Consider the following 19,904-nt stretch of genomic DNA (forward strand, 5'->3'; position numbering starts at 1 on the left):
AAAATACGGGGAAACCCAAAAATACATAGGAGGTGCATAATGAGCACATACGCAATCATTAAAACTGGCGGAAAACAAGTTAAAGTTGAAGTTGGTCAAGCAATCTACGTTGAAAAATTGAACGTTGAAGCTGGTCAAGAAGTTACTTTTAACGAAGTTGTTCTTGTTGGTGGTGAAAACACTGTTGTCGGAACTCCACTTGTTGCTGGAGCTACTGTAGTTGGAACTGTTGAAAAACAAGGAAAACAAAAGAAAGTTGTTACTTACAAGTACAAACCTAAAAAAGGTAGCCACCGTAAACAAGGTCACCGTCAACCATATACAAAAGTTGTCATCAACGCAATCAACGCTTAATTTTAAGGAGATTAAATGATACACGCAGTCTTTGAAAGAGCCGAAGATGGCGAACTGAGGCGTGCAGAAATCACAGGTCACGCCGCGAGTGGCGAATACGGCTATGATGTCGTGTGTGCGTCTGTTTCGACGCTCGCCATTAATTTTGTCAATTCAGTTGAGAAATTCGCAGGCTACGAACCGACTTTAGAATTAAACGAAGATGAAGGTGGATTCTTACGGGTTGAAATCCCGACAGGTATTGCACCGAGCCAAAGAGAAATGACTCAACTTTTCTTTGAATCATTTTTCCTAGGAATGGCAAACTTATCGGAGGACTCATCTGAGTTCGTCCAAACCAGAGTTATCACAGAAAACTAACACGGAGGAAAAACATTATGTTAAAAATGAATCTTGCTAACTTGCAACTATTCGCCCACAAAAAAGGTGGAGGTTCTACATCTAACGGACGTGATTCACAAGCGAAACGTCTGGGAGCTAAAGCAGCTGACGGTCAAACCGTAACAGGCGGCTCTATCCTTTACCGTCAACGTGGCACTCACATCCATGCAGGTGTCAACGTTGGACGCGGCGGAGATGATACTTTGTTCGCAAAAGTTGAAGGCGTAGTACGCTTTGAACGCAAAGGACGCGATAAGAAACAAGTTTCTGTTTACCCAATCGCTAAATAATTAATAAGAAATCCCCATGCTCGGATATTGAGCATGGGGATTTCTTATTAGAGACGGCACGATAAAGCATTTATTAATTCATGATGATGCTCATCAATTTTAGCATACAAACTCTGATAATATTCTAAAATTTTAATTTTTAGACTAATAAATATTTGAAATCGCTTGCATTTCCTATTTTTTTATGTTATTCTATATAAAATAGATGCAATCATGTTTCTAAATCTAAAAAGATAAGGAGAAATTATGGAAAAAGAATCATTTAAACTTCCAGGCTTTTCATTGTATAAATTGAAAGTTGGATTAGCATCAGCAACTCTTCTATTTGCCTTTTCACAAGCTTCGCATGTTTTTGCAGACCAGGTTGGCACACCACCTTCAAGCAGTATAGAAAAAACTGAAGCAGTAAGCTCTCCGATTGAAGCTGCTGGTACTGAAATTGCTGCTGATACGACGAAACCTGTTGTTGAAGAATCTACAGCGAAACCAGGAGATTTGATCGATGTATCAAAAAATGTATCACCTGTTGATGTCAAAGAAAGTCAAGAAGGCAATCAAACAGTCCGTGTAGAAACGTCGACTGTTGATGTTACAAAGACAGAAGTGGCTCCGGAAAAGGTTGATAAGGCGCCAGAGCCAATAACTAGACGTACTGAAAATACTTTATCTGGCACAGATGAAAATGGGAATCCCTATACGCAGTATGAGCGAGTAGATAAGACTACAACTATTACCTACACCTCAACGCCACCAACTGTGACAAAAGCTGGTTCAGCTGATATTGTATTTGTTGTCGACCGTTCAGGATCCATGGGTGGCACAATTGATATTGTTCGTGCAAATATTAATGAATTTGTGCGAAATATTACTAAAGAGGGGATTACAGCACGTTTTGGCTTGGCAACATTTAGTGATGAAGTCTACGGCCGTAATTCTGGCAGCAAAGATGAAGATACGGTTCTAACACGGTTTGGGTCATCTTATTTTACAACTGATCCGGCTGAGCTCGAAAAAGCGTTAGCTGCGATTCGTATAGCGAGTGGAGGAGATACTCCGGAAACACCAACTCCTGCCCTGAACCAGATTATTTCGACCTATGATTGGTCTAAGTCATCTAAAAATAAGAAATTCGTCGTTTTATTAACAGATGCTGAAATGAAAGAAGACCCTTCAATTCCAACGGTTGCTGATACACTTGCGGCTTTGAAAGCTGCTGGTATAGAAAGAACCGTAGCAACGGTAAAATCGATTGAGGGAATTTACAAAAATTTTGCAACAGAAGGCAGAGTGCTTGATATCGAAAATAACCTAGCTGATGCTCTAACAAAAGGAACCACTTCATGGATTGTTGAAAGTGTCAATGAAGCTCGTTACTATAAAATCATAAAAGATAGTTATCAATTCTATCTTGAGCGTCGTACTACAATGCCTACATCTACCGTCTATCATGTTCAAGCACCAACACTTTTGGCCAAATCTGAACAGTCTCTTCCTAAAACAGGAAGTAGCGAAAAGGCAGTCTATAGTGTTGTGGGGCTTGGTTTGCTTCTGACTGGATTGGGGCTAGGTATTAGTGTAAGAAAATCAGAAGAACAATAACCATCTGCTAAAAAATGAATTTCCCATTAGAGGGGTTTTGAATAAAACAAACACCAGAAACGAAGACACACGTTCTCATTTCTGGTGTTTTTCATTATGGTGTAACTTCTTCGTCTTTTATATTGACAACGCCATACCAATTTGCATAATAGGTCTTTCCTTTGTAGTTGACAATAGTTTCCCTATAAAGTTCACCATACTCACCAAAGTAATAGTAATACTTGCCAATCTTAAAAAGACCGTTTTCATAAGCTGTTCCATCTTCACCAAAGTAATAAGTATATTCAGAGTAACTAACAAATCTGTTTTTAACCATTTCTCCGTTAGAATCAAAGAAGTATAGTTTGCCATCAATAGTGTAAGTATTGATGACCCTTCGTCCTTTTTCGTCGAAATAATACGTCTTCCCAGTTGGGCTGGTATAGAAAGATTTTTTTAGATTCGTCGGAATTTGTTCAGCTGGGTCATCTTGAACTTTGTATGTAGTTCCATATTGGTTTGCGAGATAGTATTTACCCTCGTGAAGAACGATTCTATTTTCAATTCTTTCACCAGACTCATCATAAAAAGCGCCAGGGAACTCACTTTTAGGGGCTTCCGGAACCTTGATAGGTTCAGAATCATCAAAGATAGTAGGGTCGTCCTCAATGTCGGGTACACTAGGATCGTAAATACCAACTTCACGTCTAGAGGCCCAGTCTGGGATTGACTTATTCTCCGCTTGGACTGTTCCGGTGGAAATCAAAGCAGCTGCCAAAGTCGCAGCAGAAGCGAGTGAAAGACCCAGCAAGTAGTGTCGGTTGAACATTGCTTTAGTGTTCTTTTCTTGTCTCATAGCAAATCCTTTCTATGCAACTGTTAGTATAAGATTAAAGAATCTCATTTTTAACAGTTAGGTTATGTTGTTTCTATAAAATTATACCTCTGTAACATTTCTATAATATTGTAATATTATTTCATTTTTATAGAGATTATGTTACTAATTGGTGATAAAAATAAACAAGAATTAGATAATATGTAAACGTTTACAAACATAATTTTTTGTGCTATTATTATAGGGATGAAAGGAGAATGCCTATGATGAAAAGGTATAAATTGCTATTGGTACTTGCTTTGTCATTACTAGTTTTTTGGCCATTTGGAGCCATAAAAGCAGATACGGCTAATAAGCTGCTGGAAGCTGCTAACCAGTCTGAACAAGCAAGTGCTGCAGTTGCAACGGACTCTTCTGATAGTAATGCAGGGGTTAGGGGCACGCCAAGTCAGGATGGTCAGATTGCTGCAAAAGCTCTGCCGGTCTCTGATGCTCCGTCAGTTGCAACTACTGAAGCAGATGATTCAAGTCAAGCTGGTAACACGGGGAATTTGTTAGAAGATTCTACCAAACCAGTGACCGCCGAGTCTGCAGAAGTTTCCTCAGCTGCCAATCAGGCGCAGGGTCAGGCAGCGAGTGATGCACCTTCGGCTTCTAAGAGAGTACAGGAGCTTGTGGCGGATATGACACTTCGTCAGAAGATTACACAGATGTTGATGCCGGACTTCAGAAAATGGCAGCAAGAGGGCCAAGCCTCCCAGTCAGATATGACGGAGCTTAATAAAGAAGTGGCAGAAGCGGTTGATAAATACGACTTTGGTGGTGTCATTCTCTTTGCTGAGAATGTGAAGGGAACTGCTCAAACCTTAGCCTTGACGCAGGCCCTGCAGCAAGCAGCTATTAGTAACCAAGCTAATAATGGTAAATTGCCGCTCTTGCTCGCGATTGACCAAGAAGGTGGTATCGTCTATCGTTTGGGTAGTGGGACTGCACTTCCTGGCAACATGGCAGTTGGCGCGACTCGAGATCCAGAATTGGCTAATCAAGCAGGTCAAATCATCGGACGGGAGCTATCGGCTCTAGGTTTGAATGTCAACTTTGCCCCAGTTTTTGATACAAATAATAATCCGCAGAATCCAGTTATTGGTTTGCGTTCCTTCTCTTCAGATCCTAAGGTTGTTGCTCGTTTGGGAACGGCTATGATGGAGGGGATTCAGAAATACAATGTAGCAGTAGCGGCTAAGCATTTCCCTGGGCATGGTGATACGGCGGTAGATTCTCACACTGGTCTGCCTCTGGTTGATAAGTCCTATGCGGAGCTCGAAGCGCTGGAGTTGCTGCCCTTCAAGGCTGCCATTGACAAAAATGCTGATATGCTGATGACAGCCCATATTCAGTATCCTCAGATTGAAAAAGACACAGTAATATCTAAGGAAACTGGAGAAAAAATTTATATCCCTGCCACTTTGTCAGATGATATTATTACCGGCATAGTTCGCAAAAAGTTTGGTTACAAGGGAGTGGTAGTATCTGATGCTATGGGCATGGATGCGATTGCCAAAAACTTCGGAGAATCTGAAGCAGCTATCATGGCAATCAAATCAGGTGTAGATGTGGTTCTGATGCCGACTGTCTTACGTAGTAAGGGTGATTTGGCTAAGATTGATAAGATTATCAGTGATATTGAGCAGGCGGTTCAGAGAGGCGATATCCCAATCAGCAGATTGGATGAGTCAGTGACCCGCATCTTGAACCTGAAAGAAAAACGGGGTGTTTTAGACTTTGACCCATCTGAGCGAACCCAAGCCAAGGCTGAAGTAACTGTTGGCTCAGAGTTAAACAGAGATACTGAACGAAAAATCGCTGCTAGTGCAGTGACGGTGGTTAAAAACGATGATACTGTTCTGCCCTTTAAGGTCAAATCTGGCGACAGGATTTTACTGTTAGCGGCTTATGATGATGAAGTGCCTGGGCTAGAACTGGGCGTCAAGCGTCTGATAGCAGACGGAGTTATTCCAGCAGATGTCACATACGAAGCGCTGAACTACAGCAAAACAACCAAGTTAGAAGATTTGAAAGGAAAGATTGACCAAGCGACACACCTTATCCTGATTTCTGAAATTGGACGGCAATCTCAACTGGCCAGCGATTTCTGGCTGACAAGAGTTCCGACAGAAGTCGTGGACTATGCAAATGCAACTGGAAAGCAAGCAGCTGTCATGAGCATTTCCAAACCTTATGATGTAGCGAATTATCCTAATGCCAAGGCTATTGTAGCGGTCTATGGAAACAAGGGCATGGATCCAACTGAGTCTCTGAAGCCGGACAATGCCTTCGGTCCTAATATACCGGCTGGTGTTGAAGTCATTTTCAATGGTCAAAATCATGTTGGGAAGTTACCAGTAAATGTGCCGCGTATCAAGGATGGCATCATGTCTGAGACAGAGGTAGCCTATCCTATTGGGCACGGCCTATTTTATACCGATCCAGTTAAGGATATCAAAGTCAATGTTCCTACATCTGCTCAGTTAGATCAGCCTTTTACAGCTACGGTTACCCTGAGTGGATTAAATGGTCTAGAGAAAAATGACTACCGTCTTGCCCTTAAGATGGATAATCAGCATTTCAGCATCCTGCCAAGTCCAGATTATACCATCTCTGGTGATACTGTTCTGATTTCGAAAAAAGCCAATGATACCAATCCAGTTGAGATAGGCTTGAAAGGCTTAGTAGAAGGTCAGTTCAGTCCAGTGCTTTCCCTAACCTTGATTGACAGTCAAAACAGAGAATTCAGCATGGCAGAAGGTTATTACAAGGAGCTTGTTCAGATTACTGCAGCTAGGCAGAGCATGATTCCAGGTCAACAAAATTCTCCGCAGTTGAATTTGCGTTCTGTTGAACCTGTAAGTCCTCGTTGGAAACTAAGTCAGCAGGCTCCGCTGGTAAGTCAGCTTCCTAAAACAGGAGACAGCAGAAGTTTGTTCTTAGTCTTGCTGGGCCTCGTCTTCTTCTTTGGAGCTATCTGTCTCTATGGTCTGTCTTCTCGCAAAGTATAAGAAATGAAAAATGAGAATACAGCAGTAATACTTTCGTAGCCTTACTTATTCTTGATAAAATAACAAAAAGAAAGATTCCACAGCAACTTTGCAGTAAAAGCGGATTCTTCCTTTTTTATTTAGAAATTTGCAGAAATGCAGTAACAAAAAGCCTTGTGAGCTTGCTAAAAGAACCCACCCTTTAATATTTTACTCAACTGTCATCGGTTTACTATTTACTTTTTATACGTTTTTTGGTATAATAGTTCATGTTATAAAATGTAACATCAAAGGAGGTTCTATCCATGAAAGCATCAAAATGGCTGATTGCGACTGGAGTTGCACTGAGTGCCGGGCTATTGCTGACGGCTTGTAGCCAGTCTTCGTCTAGCACAAATAATTATACTTACGTTTATAGTTCAGACCCTGATAGCTTGAACTATCTTGCTACAAACCGTGCAACGACAGGTGATGTCATTTCCAACCTGGTCGATGGACTTTTTGAAAATGACAAGTACGGGAATCTGGTTCCCTCAATCGCCAAGTCATGGACAGTTTCTAAGGACGGCCTGACCTATACTTATAAGCTGCGTGATGATGCTAAATGGTACACATCCGATGGTGAAGAATATGCAGAAGTAAAGGCCCAGGACTTTGTGACTGGCTTGAAGTATGCAGCGGATGAAAATTCTGAAGCTATTTATCTCGTTCAGGATTCTGTGAAGGGCTTGGATGCTTATATCAAGGGTGAAGATAAGAATTTTGACAATGTTGGTGTCAAGGCTATTGATGACCATACCCTGCAATATACTCTGGCTCGCCCTGAGCCTTACTGGAACTCTAAAACGACCAGCACGATTCTCTTCCCAGTCAATGAAGAGTTTCTGAAAGCAGGAGGAAGCAATTTTGGTTCTGTCAAGCCATCTAGCATCCTCTATAACGGTCCTTACTTGCTCAAGTCTCTGACTTCTAAGTCTGTGATGGAATTTGTCAAAAACCCAAATTACTACGACAAAGACAATGTCACTCTGGATAGCATTAAGTTGACCTACTATGATGGAAATGATCAGGAAGCACTGATTCGTAACTTCAGCGATGGCGTTTACAGCACAGCTCGTCTCTATCCAAATAGCTCAGGTTTTGCTTCAGTCAAGAAGAAATACGCGGACAATATCGTATACAGCCCGCAGGATTCTACTTCTTATTACTATAATTTCAACTACAACCGTCAGTCCTACAATCATACTTCTAAAACAACAGACGCTCAAAAGTCTGCGACCAACGAAGCAATCATGAACAAAGACTTCCGTCAGGCTATCAACTTTGCCTTTGACCGTACATCTTATGGTGCGCAAGGAAATGGCGAAGACGGAGCGACTAAGGTCTTGAGAAATACCTTGGTACCACCTAGCTTTGTCCAAATTGGCGACAAGGATTTTGGAACTGTTGTTGGGGAAAAATTAGTCAACTATGGCAGCCAATGGCAAGGAATTGACCTCTCTGACGCTCAAGATCCTTACTACAATCCTGAAAAGGCTAAGGCGAAATTTGCAGAAGCTAAGCAAGCCTTGCAGGCTAAGGGTGTTGAATTCCCAATTCACTTAGATATGCCAGTTGATCAGTCTAGCACGATTGGCGTTCAATGGGCTAGCTCAACCAAGCAGTCTATCGAATCAGCTCTTGGAGCGGAAAATGTCGTGATTGACCTGCAAAAGATGAGCACAGACGATCTTAATAATATCACTTATTTTGCTAATTCTGCTGCTCAGAAAGACTATGATATGTCTACTGGTGGCTGGACTGGTGACTACCAAGACCCATCTACCTATCTTGATACTCTCAATATCAAGAACGGCGGAAGCTTGCAAAACTTTGGTTTTGAGCCAGGTCAAGACAATGATAAGATTAAAGAGCTAGGCTTGGATACTTATACCAAGATGCTGGAAGAAGCTAATGCTGAAACCAACGATGTGCAGCTTCGTTACGAAAAGTATGCAGAAGCGGAAGCTTGGTTGCTAGATAGCGGCTTGATTATCCCGACTGTATCACAAGGAGCAACACCGTCTGTTACTAAATCAGTGCCATTTACAAAGGCTTACTCACCAGTTGGTGTCAAAGGTTCAAGCTACAACTTCAAGCTGACCCAGCTTCAGAAGGATGTAGTAACGACCAAAGAATACGAAGCAGCTAAGAAAAAATGGAAAGAAGAAGCTACTGCGGCAAATAAAAAAGCCCAGGAAGAACTTGCTGACCACGTTGAAAAATAAAAAAACAATTAACTAAGCGAGATTGGGGCTGGATTTTTCCAGTCCCTTTTTGAATGACTTGACAGGGCTATTCGTGGTAGAATAGAAAGAAATACTGGAAAGAAGTGAGACAGATGCAGATAAGTATTTATAATGCATTACCTGAGAAAGAAAAGCAAGTATTGTTTGAATTAGTTCAAGAGTGTAATAGGGTAGATGGAGGCTATCGACTGCCCTATCTGGATAATAATTATAATGCGGATTCGGAAATGCCAGCCTTCTTCTTGGCAGAGATGGATGGTCGAACCATCGGCTTTCTATCTGTCTACGCAGATGAACCCAGCCAAGCTGAGGTGTCTCTTTATGTTCTGCCGGCGTATCGCCGTCAGGGTGTGGCTAATCAGCTTCTGGCTGTTTTTGAAAAAGAAGCTGATAAGTATGATTTGACCGAGATTGAGTATGTAGCAGAGCGGGCCTTTTTGAACGCTCAACCCGATTTTGCTCGCAGATTTGATTACCAAGAGGGTGAAGCAGAAATCTGGCTGGCACAGCCTGCTCAAACTTTTCCTCTGGAAAAGAGAGAAGGGATAGAGGTCTTGCAAGGAATTTTGGGCTTGGCAGAGGAAATTGCTGCTTTTCAGTCCCAAGTCTTTGAGATACCGCTTGATGTTGCCTTGAAATATGCCCAAGAATCTATCAGCAGCGCATCTAGCTTGCTTTATATCCTGAAGAAAGATGGTAGAGTTGTAGCTTCTGTGTCTGTTGATACGGATTTTGGCACCAATTATTTTTTTGGCTTGGCAGTTAATCAAGATTTTCAGGGGCAGGGGTTAGGAAGCTATCTCTTGCTTGCAAGCATGCTGGATTTGAATGAGGGCAATGGACAGGAGTTTCAGATTGTCGTAGAAAAGCAGAATAGCCGAGCTTTGAAACTCTATAAAAAGCTAGGCTTCAAAGAGATGACAGAGGTTGTCTATCTCAAAGAAAAATAGCAAATTTTTCTAAGAATACTCATTAACTTAAAAGGAGAAACTGGCTTCTTACAGCTGGTTTCTTTTGTTCTGCCTTGGTTTATGGTATAATGAGACGATATGTAAAGAAGGAAAATGTTATGAATATTCAACAATTGCGTTATGTGGTTGCCATTGCTAATAGTGGGACTTTTCGAGAAGCTGCGGAAAAAATGTATGTAAGCCAGCCTAGTCTGTCTATCTCTGTCCGTGATCTGGAAAAAGAGCTGGGATTCAAGATTTTTCGTCGGACCAGCAGCGGTACTTTTCTGACACGCCGAGGAATGGAGTTTTACGAGAAAGCTCAAGATTTGGTCAAGGGTTTTGATGTTTTTCAAAATCAATATGCTAATCCTGAAGAGGAGCGGGATGAGTTTTCTATTGCCAGCCAGCACTATGACTTTCTGCCGCCTTTGATTACTCAATTTTCTCAGACCTATCCTGAATATAAGAACTTCCGGATTTTTGAGTCAACAACCGTGCAGATTCTGGACGAAGTCGCGCAAGGCCACAGTGAAATCGGCATTATCTACCTAAATAACCAGAATACCAAGGGCATTATGCAGCGGGTGGAAAAGCTGGGCTTGGAAGTAATTGAGCTCATTCCTTTTCAGACCCACATTTACCTGCGGGAAGATCATCCTCTAACTCAGAAGAAGGAGTTGGTCATGGAAGATTTGGCTGCTTTACCGACTGTTCGCTTCACTCAGGAAAAGGACGAGTATCTCTATTATTCAGAGAATTTTGTCGATACCAGTGCCAGCTCACAGATGTTTAATGTGACGGACCGCGCGACTTTGAATGGGATTTTGGAGCGTACGGATGCTTATGCGACTGGATCTGGCTTTTTGGACAGCAATAGTGTGAATGGTATTACTGTCATTAAGCTTCGCGACAACTTGGACAACCACATGGTCTATGTCAAGCGTGAAGATGTGGAGTTGACTCAGGTCGGAGAAGACTTTGTATCAGTTATGAAAGAGTATTTTGCACAGAAAAAATAAAGTATGAAAAGAAAAATTATTATTCCTTTTGCAGTCTTGGTTCTTATTGTTGTGGACCAGCTTGTCAAGTTATATATTGTCAGCGGTTTTAAGCTGGGGCAGGTCAAGAGTTTCATTCCGCATCTGGTGAGTCTGACCTATCTTCAGAATACCGGCGCAGCCTTCTCCATGCTGGAAAACCAGCAATGGCTCTTTACCTTGGTGACATTTTTGGTCATCGGTGGAGCTGTTTACTACCTCATCAAGCATCTACATGCTTCAAGGTGGATGCTGGCCGGACTGAGCTTGGTAATTGCTGGCGGTTTAGGGAACTTTATTGACCGGATACGTCAAGGTTTTGTCGTGGACATGTTTCAGTTAGATTTTATCAATTTTGCTATTTTCAATGTGGCTGATATGTATCTGACCTTTGGTGTAGCTATTTTACTGCTGATGATTTTGAAGGAAGAAAAAGATGGAAGTAAGAATTGAGGTCTCGGTAGCTGGTCAGCGATTGGACAAGGCGGTTGCTGAGCTGACAGAACTGTCAAGGAGCTTGGCTAATGAGCAGATTAAGGATGGCCAGATTTTGGTCAATGGACAAGCCAAAAAAGCCAAATACTCTGTCAAAGAAGGCGATGTCATCTCCTATGAACTGCCTGAGCCAGAAGTGGTTGAGTATGTGCCTGAGGATATTCCGCTAGAAATCGTCTATCAAGATGAGGATGTGGCAGTCGTCAATAAACCGCAGGGAATGGTGGTCCATCCTTCTGCAGGCCATACCAGCGGCACACTGGTCAATGCCCTCATGTACCACATCAAGGACCTCTCTGGCATCAACGGAGTTCTCCGGCCGGGGATTGTCCATCGGATCGACAAGGATACTTCAGGACTTCTCATGATTGCTAAGAATGACCAAGCCCATGTGGCTCTGGCTGATGAGCTCAAGGATAAGAAATCCCTACGCAAGTATTGGGCTATTGTTCATGGAAATCTGCCTAATGACCGTGGAGTGATTGAAGCACCGATTGGCCGCAGCGAAAAAGACCGTAAGAAGCAGGCCGTGACGGCTAAAGGCAAGCCTGCTCTAACGCGTTTTCAAGTCTTGGAACGTTTTGGTGACTATACTCTGGTTGAGCTTCAACTGGAAACGGGAAGGACTCATCAGATCCGCGTCCACATGGTCTATATTGGTCATCCAGTAGCTGGTGATGAAGTTTATGGACCTCGCAAGACTTTAAAAGGTCATGGCCAATTTTTGCACGCGCGAACCCTGGGCTTCACCCATCCTAGAACTGGTGAAGTGCTGGAATTTACAGCTGAAGTGCCAGCCATTTTCCAAGAAACCTTGGCAAAACTGCGACAAGAATAGGTAGGTTTGTTCATTGTTAAAATACAAATTTTCCTTTGACCGCTTCAATCGCGGTCGTTTTTATTTTCTGTAAATCGTGGTATAATAAGACAATCTAGCAGTGAAGGAAGAAGAAATGAAAGCAAAGCGAATCGTATTTAAGGTGGGGACTTCGTCATTAACCAACGCAGATGGCAGTCTGTCACGCGCCAAAGTAAAGGAAATTACTCGGCAGTTGGCTCTCTTGCACGAGGCGGGGCATGAGTTGATCCTGGTCTCATCAGGAGCTATTGCGGCAGGTTTTTCTTCTCTGGGCTTTAAAAAGCGACCGACAAAAGTGGCAGATAAGCAGGCTTCAGCTGCGGTTGGACAGGGTTTGCTTTTGGAGGAATATACAACCAATCTTCTTTTGAAGCAAATCATTTCTGCTCAGATTCTTTTGACCCAGGATGATTTTGCAGATAAGCGGCGTTATAAGAATGCCCATCAGGCCTTATCTGTCTTGCTGAATCGCGGAGCTATTCCCATCATCAATGAAAATGACACGGTGGCCATTGAGGAGCTCAAGGTCGGGGACAATGATACACTGAGTGCGCAGGTGGCGGCTATGGTTCAGGCGGACCTCTTGGTACTCCTGACAGATGTAGATGGACTGTACACAGCTAATCCCTCTACCAATCCAGATGCTCGACGTCTTGAAAAGATTGAGAAGATTAGCTCTGAGCTGATTGATATGGCAGGCGGTGCAGGAACGAGTAATGGCACTGGCGGCATGCTGACAAAGATCAAAGCTGCAACACTTGCGACCATGTCTGGTGTTCCGGTCTATATCTGCTCCTCACTCAAGACTGATGCTCTGCTGGAAGCGGCGGAGGAAACCAAGGATGGCAGTCTCTTTTTGGCCCAGGAAAAAGGTCTAAAAACGCAGAAGCAATGGCTGGCTTTCTATGCTAAGAGTCAAGGGGAAATCTATGTAGACCAAGGAGCAGCCGACGCTCTCAGAAATAATGGAAAAAGTTTGTTGGTGTCCGGTCTTGTATCTGTATCGGGAAGCTTTTCCTATCAAGATACGGTGACAGTTTATGAAGAAGGCAGCGGAACTATTCTTGGTAAAGGGCGCGTGCGTTTTGGCAAGTCAGCTCTTAAAGATATGCTCAAGTCCAATAAACCTAAAGGAGTCGTCATTCATCGGGATGATTGGATTTCTCTGACACCGGAGTTGAATGATTTATTTGCAGAATTTTAGAAAACAAGGAAAGGAGAAGCGATGACCTCAACACAAGCGATTTTTGAAAAGGTTCAGAAAGTTAAGAAGACAATCAATACGGCCACAATGGCTGAGAAAAACCATGCTTTGGAAGAAATGGCAAAGCAGCTCTGGCTTTCTCGTGCGGATATTTTAGCAGCCAATGAATTGGATATGACCACAGCTAAAGGTAAGATTTCAGATGTGATGCTGGACCGCCTCTATCTGGATGAGAACCGCATTGCTGCCATGGCAGAGGGGATTCGTCAGCTGATTGACTTAGAGGATCCTGTAGGGGAAGTCTTGGAAAGGACTGAGCTTGATAACGGCCTTGTCATCAGTAAGAAGCGGGTGGCCATGGGCGTGATTGGGATTATCTACGAAAGCCGGCCTAATGTCACCTCTGATGCTGCTGCTCTTGCTCTAAAGAGTGGCAGTGCAGTCGTTCTCAGAAGTGGCAAGGATGCCTATCGAACTGCGCTAGCTATTGTCACAGCTTTGAAAAACGGCTTGGCTAAAACTAAGATTTCGCCAGACTGTATCCAGTTAGTTTCTGATACCAGTCGGGCTTCCGCCCAGGCTATGATGAAGGCCAAGGGCTATCTGGATTTGCTCATCCCTCGTGGAGGTGCCGGGCTGATTCAGGCGGTCGTGGAAAATGCGACTGTGCCGGTTATTGAGACAGGTACTGGAATTGTCCATATCTATGTAGATAAGGATGCTGATCAAGATAAGGCTTTGGCGATTATTGAGAATGCCAAGACCAGTCGTCCTTCTGTCTGCAATGCTATGGAGGTACTACTGGTTCATGAAGATATTGCAGCTGCATTTTTACCACGTTTACAAAAGATTTTGGTAACAGATCGTGATGCTGCGCAAGAAAACCTTGTTGAATTACGTTTGGATGAGAAAGCAGCTCAGTATATCTCGGGCTCGCAAGCTAGATCGGAAGATTTTGATACCGAATTTTTGGATTATGTCTTAGCGGTCAAGCTTGTTTCCTCGCTGGAAGAAGCGGTGGAGCATATTGAAGCCCACAGCACCCATCACTCGGATGCCATTGTGACGGAGAACGATGTAGCGGCAGCTTGCTTCTCAGAGCAGGTGGATAGCGCAGCAGTTTATGTCAATGCTTCAACCCGCTTTACAGATGGCGGTCAGTTTGGCCTTGGTTGTGAAATGGGGATTTCCACTCAAAAACTGCATGCCAGAGGTCCTATGGGGCTGAAAGAGTTGACTAGTTATAAATACGTCATCCAAGGGACTGGTCAGGTGAGGAAATAATGGTGAAAATTGGATTTATCGGTCTGGGAAATATGGGCGGCAGTTTAGCCCGCCTAGTTGCCCAAGATGAAAGATATAGAAGCGAATTACTACTAGCTAATCGCAGTCGTGACAAGGCTGAAAAGATTGCTACGGAAGTTGGTGGACAGCTGGTCAGTAATGAAGAAGTTTTTTCTGAAGCAGAAGTGATTTTTCTGGGGATCAAACCAGCTCAATTTGCTGACTTGCTGGCTGATTATCAAGAAATTCTAGAAAATCGGGATTCTATTTTGCTGGTTTCCATGGCTGCTGGTCTGACCTTGGAAATATTAGAAAGATTGACACCCAGCCACCATCGTTGGATTCGGATGATGCCTAATACACCGGTAGCTGTAGGTGAGGGGGTTATTACCTATGCCTTATCCCAGCAGGCGAACCCAACGGATGAAGACTTGTTGCTTGAGCTTCTGTCTTCAGCTGGCCTTTTAGTCAAACTAGAGGAAAAGCAGTTGGATGCAGCGACTGCTCTTGCTGGCTGTGGACCAGCTTTCGTCTATCTCTTTATAGAGGCCTTGGCGGACGCTGGTGTCCGAGCAGGACTCAGTCGCGATATATCCCTGCAGCTAGCCAATCAGACCCTCTTGGGTGCTGCTAAGCTAAGTCAGGTCAGTGGGCAACATCCTGCTCTGCTCAAAGATCAGGTCTGCAGTCCGGCCGGTTCGACCATCGCTGGGGTAGCCAGTCTGGAAGAAAATGCCTTTCGTGGAACAGTCATGGATGCCGTTCAAGCTGCCTACAAGAGGACGCAGGAGATGGGGAAGAAGTGATACAAATCTTTAATTTTTTAGATTATAGGAAAGGGTGTGACTTGCGAGGATAATTTTTTTCTTTGCAGGCTCACTCTTTTTTCCTTTGTTTGATAATCAAATAAGTCCTCTCTTTAAAACTGTGGTATAATAAGTACTATGCAAACCAAACCGACTTCTGCTTATGTGCACATTCCTTTTTGTACTCAGATTTGTTATTACTGCGATTTTTCCAAGGTTTTTATCAAAAATCAGCCAGTAGATTCTTATCTGGAGCATTTGATTGAGGAGTATGATTCTTACGATATCAAAAAGCTCCGTACCCTCTATATCGGTGGTGGGACTCCGACGGCTCTATCGGCACCTCAGTTGGCTTTTTTGTTGGAAAAGCTAACGGACAAGCTGGACTTGTCTTATCTTGAAGAGCTGACCATTGAAGCCAATCCTGGGGATTTGGATCAGGAGAAGATTGCTGTACTCAAAGCCTCGCCTGTCAATCGGGTTTCGCTGGGTGTACAGACATTCAATGACCGCATGCTTAAGCAAATTGGCCGCAGTCACTCGGAAAAGGACATCTACGAGAATATTGCCAATCTCAAAAAAGCAGGTTTTGATAATATCTCGATTGATCTGATTTATGCCCTGCCCAAGCAGACCATGGAGGATGTGAAAACCAATGTAGCCAAGGCTATTGCTCTGGACATCCCTCACATGAGTTTGTACAGCTTGATTTTGGAAAATCACACAGTATTTATGAATCGGATGCGGCGAGGGAAACTGCCTCTGCCCAAGGAAGATTTGGAAGCGGAGATGTTTGACTACATTATAGCCGAGCTCGAAAAAGCAGGCTTTGAGCATTATGAGATTTCCAACTTTTCCAAGCCAGGCTTTGAGAGCCGCCACAATCTCATGTACTGGGACAATGCTGAATATTATGGTATTGGAGCGGGAGCGTCTGGCTATGTTGATGGTGTTCGCTATAAAAACCACGGGCCGATTCGTCATTATCTGCAGGCGGTGGAAGCGGGCAATGCCCGTGTGCAGGAAGAAGTGCTGACGCTGAAAGAAAAGATGGAAGAAGAGATGTTTCTAGGACTGCGCAAGAAATCAGGCGTGTCAAAAAAATGTTTTGAGGAAAAATTCAGTCTTTCCTTTGAAGAGCAGTACGGAGCTGTCGTTGCTGAACTGACTGAGCAGGGCTTGCTAGTGCCAGACAGAGATATCGTGCGTATGACCAAACAAGGCCTCTTTTTGGGTGATACGGTTGCTGAGAAATTTATATTGGAGTAAATCATGGGCTTAACTTATCAAATGAAAATGAAAATTCCTTTTGATATGGCAGATATGAATGGCCATATCAAGCTGCCGGATGTTATCCTGCTGTCCTTGCAGGTATCGGGGATGCAGTCGATTGAGCTTGGCGTCAGTGATAAGGATATGCTGGAGCAGCATAACCTAGTCTGGATTATCACGGACTATGATATTGATGTGACACGACTGCCACGATTTGCAGAGGAAATTACCATTGAAACAGAAGCTTTGACCTACAATCGGCTCTTTTGCTACCGTCGCTTCACGATTTTTGATGAGGCGGGTGAAGCCATTATACAGATGATGGCAACCTTTGTTCTTATGGATCGAGACAGCCGCAAGGTTCGTGCCGTTGATCCGGAGATTGTAGCGCCATATCAATCTGAGTTTTCCAAGAAATTACTGCGCGGTCCTAAGTATCCTGACTTGGAAAATCCTGTCAGCAAGGACTACCATGTACGCTTTTACGACTTGGATATGAATGGCCATGTCAATAATAGCAAGTATCTGGACTGGATATTTGAGGTCATGGGTGCTGACTTCCTCACCCAGCACATTCCCAAGAAAGTCCATCTTAAGTATGTCAAGGAAGTTCGACCGGGCGGCATGATTGCTTCTAGCTATGACCTAGAAGGTCTCCAGAGCAATCACCAGATTTCCAGCGATGGCGAAGTCAATGCCCAGGCTTTGGTGGCCTGGCGAGAGTTTAAACAAGAGAATTAGGAAGAGTAGAAATGACTTATAAAGGATATTTGATTGATTTAGACGGAACGATTTATAAGGGCAAGAGCCGGATTCCGGCTGGAGAAGCCTTTGTGCATGAGCTGCAGAAGCGCAAGATTCCCTATCTTTTCGTGACTAATAATACTACTCGCAGCCCAGAAGCAGTGCAGACCATGCTGGCTGAAAATTTCAATATTGAGACGCCACTTGAGACTATTTACACAGCGACTTTAGCTACCATTGACTATATGCAGGAGAAAAATCTAAGCAAGAAAGCTTACGTCATCGGTGATGTCGGACTTAAACATGCCATAGAGGAAGCTGGATATATAGAAGACACAGAAAATCCAGACTATGTAGTAGTGGGTCTGGACTGGGAAGTGGACTATGAGAAGCTGACAATAGCGACTCTGGCCATTCAAAAAGGTGCTCACTTTATCGGGACCAATCCTGATCTCAATATTCCGACGGAGCGAGGTCTGCAGCCGGGAGCAGGTGCTATCAATGCCCTCTTGGAAGCAGCCACTCGGGTTGAGCCAACCTTTATCGGCAAGCCAAATGCAATCATCATGGAAAAAGCCATAGAGCATCTAGGACTGGCGCGTGAAGAAGTGGTCATGGTTGGTGATAACTATCTGACAGATATTCGAGCGGGAATCGACAACGGCATTCCGACCCTCTTGGTTACAACAGGTTTTACCCTGCCAGAAGAGGTGCCCAATCTGCCGATCCAACCGACGCACGTCTTGTCAAGTTTAGAGGAGTGGGACTTCGATGCGTGATAAGGTAAGATTTTCAGCCAGCGTCTTGTGCTTGTTGGCAGCAGCGATATTGCTAACTATTTATCTAGCTTGGCTCTTATACCCGATGGAGATTTCTTATTTCAACTTGACGGATAAGGTTTATTTGAAAGCAGAGACCATTCAGTACAATTTTAATATTTTGATGGATTACCTGACCAATCCTTTTAGTCAGAAGCTAGCAATGCCGGATTTTCGCTCGTCAGCAGCTGGTCTGCATCATTTTCAGGCAGTCAAGTACCTCTTTCACTTGGCGCAAGCTATTTTTCTAGTTACTCTGCTGGCCTTTATCTTCTTTATCAAAAAAGTTGTTAAAAAGGGATTCTTAGGTCTCTACAGACGGGCTTTTCTAGTGATCAGTATCTTGCCACTTGTCTTTGCTGGACTGGCTTTTCTGATTGGCTTTAACAATTTTTTCACACTCTTTCATCAAGTTCTCTTTGTCGGAGACAATACCTGGATGTTTGACCCGGCCAAGGATCCAGTCATTTGGATTCTGCCAGAAGAATTTTTCATGCACGCCTTTATTCTTTTTGCTTTGTTTTATGAGGGGATCTTTTTGACCTTGTATTTCCTTAGCAGAAAGGGTAAAGAGCAAACTTAATATAGGAGATTTTATGTATTATATACCCGAACCTTTAAATCCTAAAAGAGATCTAGGACGATTTTCAGCGACTTGCTTTACTTATTTATGGGTTATGCTTGCTGCTGTCTTCATTTACGTATTTGTTGCCTTTTTTGTCATCATGCCAGGGCAAGGTATGGACATTCAAAAGACGCAAGACATTGTTACCAAATTCATGGAAAAGGACGGCGGAGCCTATATTCTAGCTTCCTGTCTCGGTGTTCTTACTTTCACGGTGTCTCGGGGCAAGCAGCTCTTCAAATACGACCTTCGTCGCAAGGGGCGGAAGATGACTCCTAAAGTTTTCTTTTATATGATTTGCTTCCTTTTATTCGCCCAAATGTTTACAGCTGTTGTCAATCAGATCATGCAGGCTATCATGCAACTCTTCAATCTAGATCTATCTAGTATGGAATCAGGGAGCGGCGGTTCTGAGACACTGACTATGCTGATTTATTCATCTTTGATGGCTCCAGTTACAGAGGAAATTATTTTCAGAGGTGCTGGTTTGCGAGCGTTAGAGAAGCATGGAAAGGTTTTTGCCATTCTTCTGACTTCGATTTTATTTGGCCTTTTTCACGAAAACCTATATCAGCTTTATTTTGCTAGTTTGATTGGTTTAGGTTTTGGCTATATCGCTTTTGAGTATTCGATTATCTGGTCTATCATTTTTCATGCTCTCAATAACTTTGTCATAGCAGAAGGTATAGCTTTTCTTTCAAAAAAAGCTCCAGAGCCTATTGTTAACATCGTTTTTTACGGCCTTTTAATCGCTGGCAGTACAGTATTTCTTTTGCTCTTAATCTTGAAATGGCCCAAATTTAAGGAATACATTGATGCCAATCGTTCGCTCTCAGGGACCTATCGACAGGCTTTTAAATCAGTCTGGTTCTGGGTTCTGGTTGTGTTTACTTTTCTTGGAACTTTTCTGCCTGTCATGGCAGCCTATCTTGTATCATTGATTAATAATAGCTAATTGCCTTTTAATTGGCAGTTGTGCAACGATATGTAAGGAGTTGGATATAGTCCAACTCTTTTTTTGTTCGATAAAAAGATAGAAATTGAAA

19 protein-coding genes are annotated in these 19,904 nt (G+C 43.3%); 18 read left to right on the forward strand and 1 reads right to left on the reverse strand.

Annotation, left to right across the window (positions count from 1 at the left end; translation table 11 throughout):
• Nucleotides 1-39: 39 nt before the first annotated feature.
• The 4 genes from rplU to RYK49_RS09420 all read left to right on the forward strand — a co-directional run bounded on the left by rplU (nucleotide 40) and on the right by RYK49_RS09420 (nucleotide 2,624).
• Nucleotides 40-354: a 50S ribosomal protein L21 gene (rplU, locus tag RYK49_RS09405; protein ID WP_000109137.1), complete on the forward strand. Its 315-nt coding sequence runs from the start codon at nucleotides 40-42 to the stop codon at nucleotides 352-354.
• 15 nt (nucleotides 355-369) lie between these two features.
• A complete protein-coding gene (locus RYK49_RS09410; protein ID WP_314830459.1) occupies nucleotides 370-714 on the forward strand; it encodes a ribosomal-processing cysteine protease Prp in 345 nt (114 codons plus the stop codon).
• 17 nt (nucleotides 715-731) lie between these two features.
• Nucleotides 732-1,025, forward strand: coding sequence for a 50S ribosomal protein L27 (rpmA, locus tag RYK49_RS09415; protein ID WP_002895619.1), 294 nt, complete (start codon nucleotides 732-734; stop codon nucleotides 1,023-1,025).
• A 246-nt stretch (nucleotides 1,026-1,271) separates the two neighbouring features.
• Nucleotides 1,272-2,624, forward strand: coding sequence for a vWA domain-containing protein (locus RYK49_RS09420; RefSeq protein WP_314830460.1), 1,353 nt, complete (start codon nucleotides 1,272-1,274; stop codon nucleotides 2,622-2,624).
• Nucleotides 2,625-2,718: 94 nt separating this feature from the next.
• Here RYK49_RS09420 and RYK49_RS09425 read toward each other — a convergent pair whose 3' ends face one another.
• On the reverse strand, nucleotides 2,719-3,459 hold the full coding sequence (locus tag RYK49_RS09425; protein WP_314830461.1) for a hypothetical protein: 741 nt from the start codon (nucleotides 3,457-3,459) through the stop codon (nucleotides 2,719-2,721).
• A 236-nt stretch (nucleotides 3,460-3,695) separates the two neighbouring features.
• On the opposite strand from RYK49_RS09425, the gene RYK49_RS09430 reads away from it, so the two are divergent.
• The 14 genes from RYK49_RS09430 to RYK49_RS09495 all read left to right on the forward strand — a co-directional run bounded on the left by RYK49_RS09430 (nucleotide 3,696) and on the right by RYK49_RS09495 (nucleotide 19,813).
• Entirely contained in the window at nucleotides 3,696-6,494 is a 2,799-nt protein-coding gene (locus RYK49_RS09430; RefSeq protein WP_314830462.1) for a glycoside hydrolase family 3 N-terminal domain-containing protein, read from the forward strand.
• Nucleotides 6,495-6,778: 284 nt separating this feature from the next.
• Complete coding sequence (locus RYK49_RS09435) at nucleotides 6,779-8,740, forward strand: peptide ABC transporter substrate-binding protein (protein WP_314830463.1); 1,962 nt, start codon at nucleotides 6,779-6,781, stop codon at nucleotides 8,738-8,740.
• Between the two features lie 113 nt (nucleotides 8,741-8,853).
• Complete coding sequence (locus RYK49_RS09440; RefSeq protein ID WP_314830464.1) at nucleotides 8,854-9,711, forward strand: GNAT family N-acetyltransferase; 858 nt, start codon at nucleotides 8,854-8,856, stop codon at nucleotides 9,709-9,711.
• 119 nt (nucleotides 9,712-9,830) lie between these two features.
• Nucleotides 9,831-10,733: a LysR family transcriptional regulator gene (locus tag RYK49_RS09445; protein WP_032908183.1), complete on the forward strand. Its 903-nt coding sequence runs from the start codon at nucleotides 9,831-9,833 to the stop codon at nucleotides 10,731-10,733.
• Between the two features lie 3 nt (nucleotides 10,734-10,736).
• The gene (lspA, locus tag RYK49_RS09450) at nucleotides 10,737-11,204 is read left to right on the forward strand and encodes a signal peptidase II (RefSeq protein ID WP_314830465.1); all 468 of its coding nucleotides are present in this window, start codon (nucleotides 10,737-10,739) and stop codon (nucleotides 11,202-11,204) included.
• Nucleotides 11,188-12,084: an RluA family pseudouridine synthase gene (locus tag RYK49_RS09455; protein WP_314830466.1), complete on the forward strand. Its 897-nt coding sequence runs from the start codon at nucleotides 11,188-11,190 to the stop codon at nucleotides 12,082-12,084. Before lspA ends, RYK49_RS09455 begins: the two co-directional genes overlap by 17 nt.
• Nucleotides 12,085-12,199: 115 nt before the next feature.
• Entirely contained in the window at nucleotides 12,200-13,309 is a 1,110-nt protein-coding gene (proB, locus tag RYK49_RS09460) for a glutamate 5-kinase (protein WP_314830467.1), read from the forward strand.
• A gap of 21 nt (nucleotides 13,310-13,330) precedes the next feature.
• Nucleotides 13,331-14,593, forward strand: a complete 1,263-nt coding sequence (locus tag RYK49_RS09465) for a glutamate-5-semialdehyde dehydrogenase (protein WP_314830468.1) — start codon at nucleotides 13,331-13,333, stop codon at nucleotides 14,591-14,593.
• Between the two features lie 2 nt (nucleotides 14,594-14,595).
• Entirely contained in the window at nucleotides 14,596-15,399 is an 804-nt protein-coding gene (gene proC / locus RYK49_RS09470; protein WP_314830499.1) for a pyrroline-5-carboxylate reductase, read from the forward strand.
• 138 nt (nucleotides 15,400-15,537) lie between these two features.
• Entirely contained in the window at nucleotides 15,538-16,668 is a 1,131-nt protein-coding gene (gene hemW, locus RYK49_RS09475; RefSeq protein ID WP_314830469.1) for a radical SAM family heme chaperone HemW, read from the forward strand.
• A 3-nt stretch (nucleotides 16,669-16,671) separates the two neighbouring features.
• Nucleotides 16,672-17,412, forward strand: a complete 741-nt coding sequence (locus RYK49_RS09480; protein ID WP_314830470.1) for an acyl-[acyl-carrier-protein] thioesterase — start codon at nucleotides 16,672-16,674, stop codon at nucleotides 17,410-17,412.
• A gap of 11 nt (nucleotides 17,413-17,423) precedes the next feature.
• Nucleotides 17,424-18,194 (forward strand): TIGR01457 family HAD-type hydrolase, encoded by a 771-nt coding sequence (locus RYK49_RS09485; protein WP_314830471.1) that lies wholly within the window; start codon nucleotides 17,424-17,426, stop codon nucleotides 18,192-18,194.
• Entirely contained in the window at nucleotides 18,187-18,816 is a 630-nt protein-coding gene (locus tag RYK49_RS09490) for a TIGR01906 family membrane protein (RefSeq protein WP_314830472.1), read from the forward strand. Before RYK49_RS09485 ends, RYK49_RS09490 begins: the two co-directional genes overlap by 8 nt.
• Before the next feature lie 13 nt (nucleotides 18,817-18,829).
• On the forward strand, nucleotides 18,830-19,813 hold the full coding sequence (locus tag RYK49_RS09495; protein WP_314830473.1) for a CPBP family intramembrane glutamic endopeptidase: 984 nt from the start codon (nucleotides 18,830-18,832) through the stop codon (nucleotides 19,811-19,813).
• The last annotated feature ends 91 nt before the right edge of the window (nucleotides 19,814-19,904 follow it).

The sequence above is a fragment of the uncultured Streptococcus sp. genome (assembly GCF_963525625.1).
In the GTDB taxonomy this organism is placed as follows: domain Bacteria; phylum Bacillota; class Bacilli; order Lactobacillales; family Streptococcaceae; genus Streptococcus.

Coding starts and splice junctions, on each gene's coding strand:
- RYK49_RS09435 (WP_314830463.1), top strand. CDS start 6,779: ATGAAAGCATCAAAATGGCTGATTGCGACTGGAGTTGCACTGAGTGCC.
- rplU (WP_000109137.1), top strand. CDS start 40: ATGAGCACATACGCAATCATTAAAACTGGCGGAAAACAAGTTAAAGTT.
- proB (WP_314830467.1), top strand. CDS start 12,200: ATGAAAGCAAAGCGAATCGTATTTAAGGTGGGGACTTCGTCATTAACC.
- rpmA (WP_002895619.1), top strand. CDS start 732: ATGTTAAAAATGAATCTTGCTAACTTGCAACTATTCGCCCACAAAAAA.
- lspA (WP_314830465.1), top strand. CDS start 10,737: ATGAAAAGAAAAATTATTATTCCTTTTGCAGTCTTGGTTCTTATTGTT.
- RYK49_RS09490 (WP_314830472.1), top strand. CDS start 18,187: ATGCGTGATAAGGTAAGATTTTCAGCCAGCGTCTTGTGCTTGTTGGCA.
- RYK49_RS09430 (WP_314830462.1), top strand. CDS start 3,696: ATGCCTATGATGAAAAGGTATAAATTGCTATTGGTACTTGCTTTGTCA.
- RYK49_RS09465 (WP_314830468.1), top strand. CDS start 13,331: ATGACCTCAACACAAGCGATTTTTGAAAAGGTTCAGAAAGTTAAGAAG.
- RYK49_RS09425 (WP_314830461.1), bottom strand. CDS start 3,459: ATGAGACAAGAAAAGAACACTAAAGCAATGTTCAACCGACACTACTTG.
- RYK49_RS09420 (WP_314830460.1), top strand. CDS start 1,272: ATGGAAAAAGAATCATTTAAACTTCCAGGCTTTTCATTGTATAAATTG.
- RYK49_RS09495 (WP_314830473.1), top strand. CDS start 18,830: ATGTATTATATACCCGAACCTTTAAATCCTAAAAGAGATCTAGGACGA.
- hemW (WP_314830469.1), top strand. CDS start 15,538: ATGCAAACCAAACCGACTTCTGCTTATGTGCACATTCCTTTTTGTACT.
- RYK49_RS09440 (WP_314830464.1), top strand. CDS start 8,854: ATGCAGATAAGTATTTATAATGCATTACCTGAGAAAGAAAAGCAAGTA.
- RYK49_RS09410 (WP_314830459.1), top strand. CDS start 370: ATGATACACGCAGTCTTTGAAAGAGCCGAAGATGGCGAACTGAGGCGT.
- RYK49_RS09455 (WP_314830466.1), top strand. CDS start 11,188: ATGGAAGTAAGAATTGAGGTCTCGGTAGCTGGTCAGCGATTGGACAAG.
- RYK49_RS09445 (WP_032908183.1), top strand. CDS start 9,831: ATGAATATTCAACAATTGCGTTATGTGGTTGCCATTGCTAATAGTGGG.
- RYK49_RS09480 (WP_314830470.1), top strand. CDS start 16,672: ATGGGCTTAACTTATCAAATGAAAATGAAAATTCCTTTTGATATGGCA.
- RYK49_RS09485 (WP_314830471.1), top strand. CDS start 17,424: ATGACTTATAAAGGATATTTGATTGATTTAGACGGAACGATTTATAAG.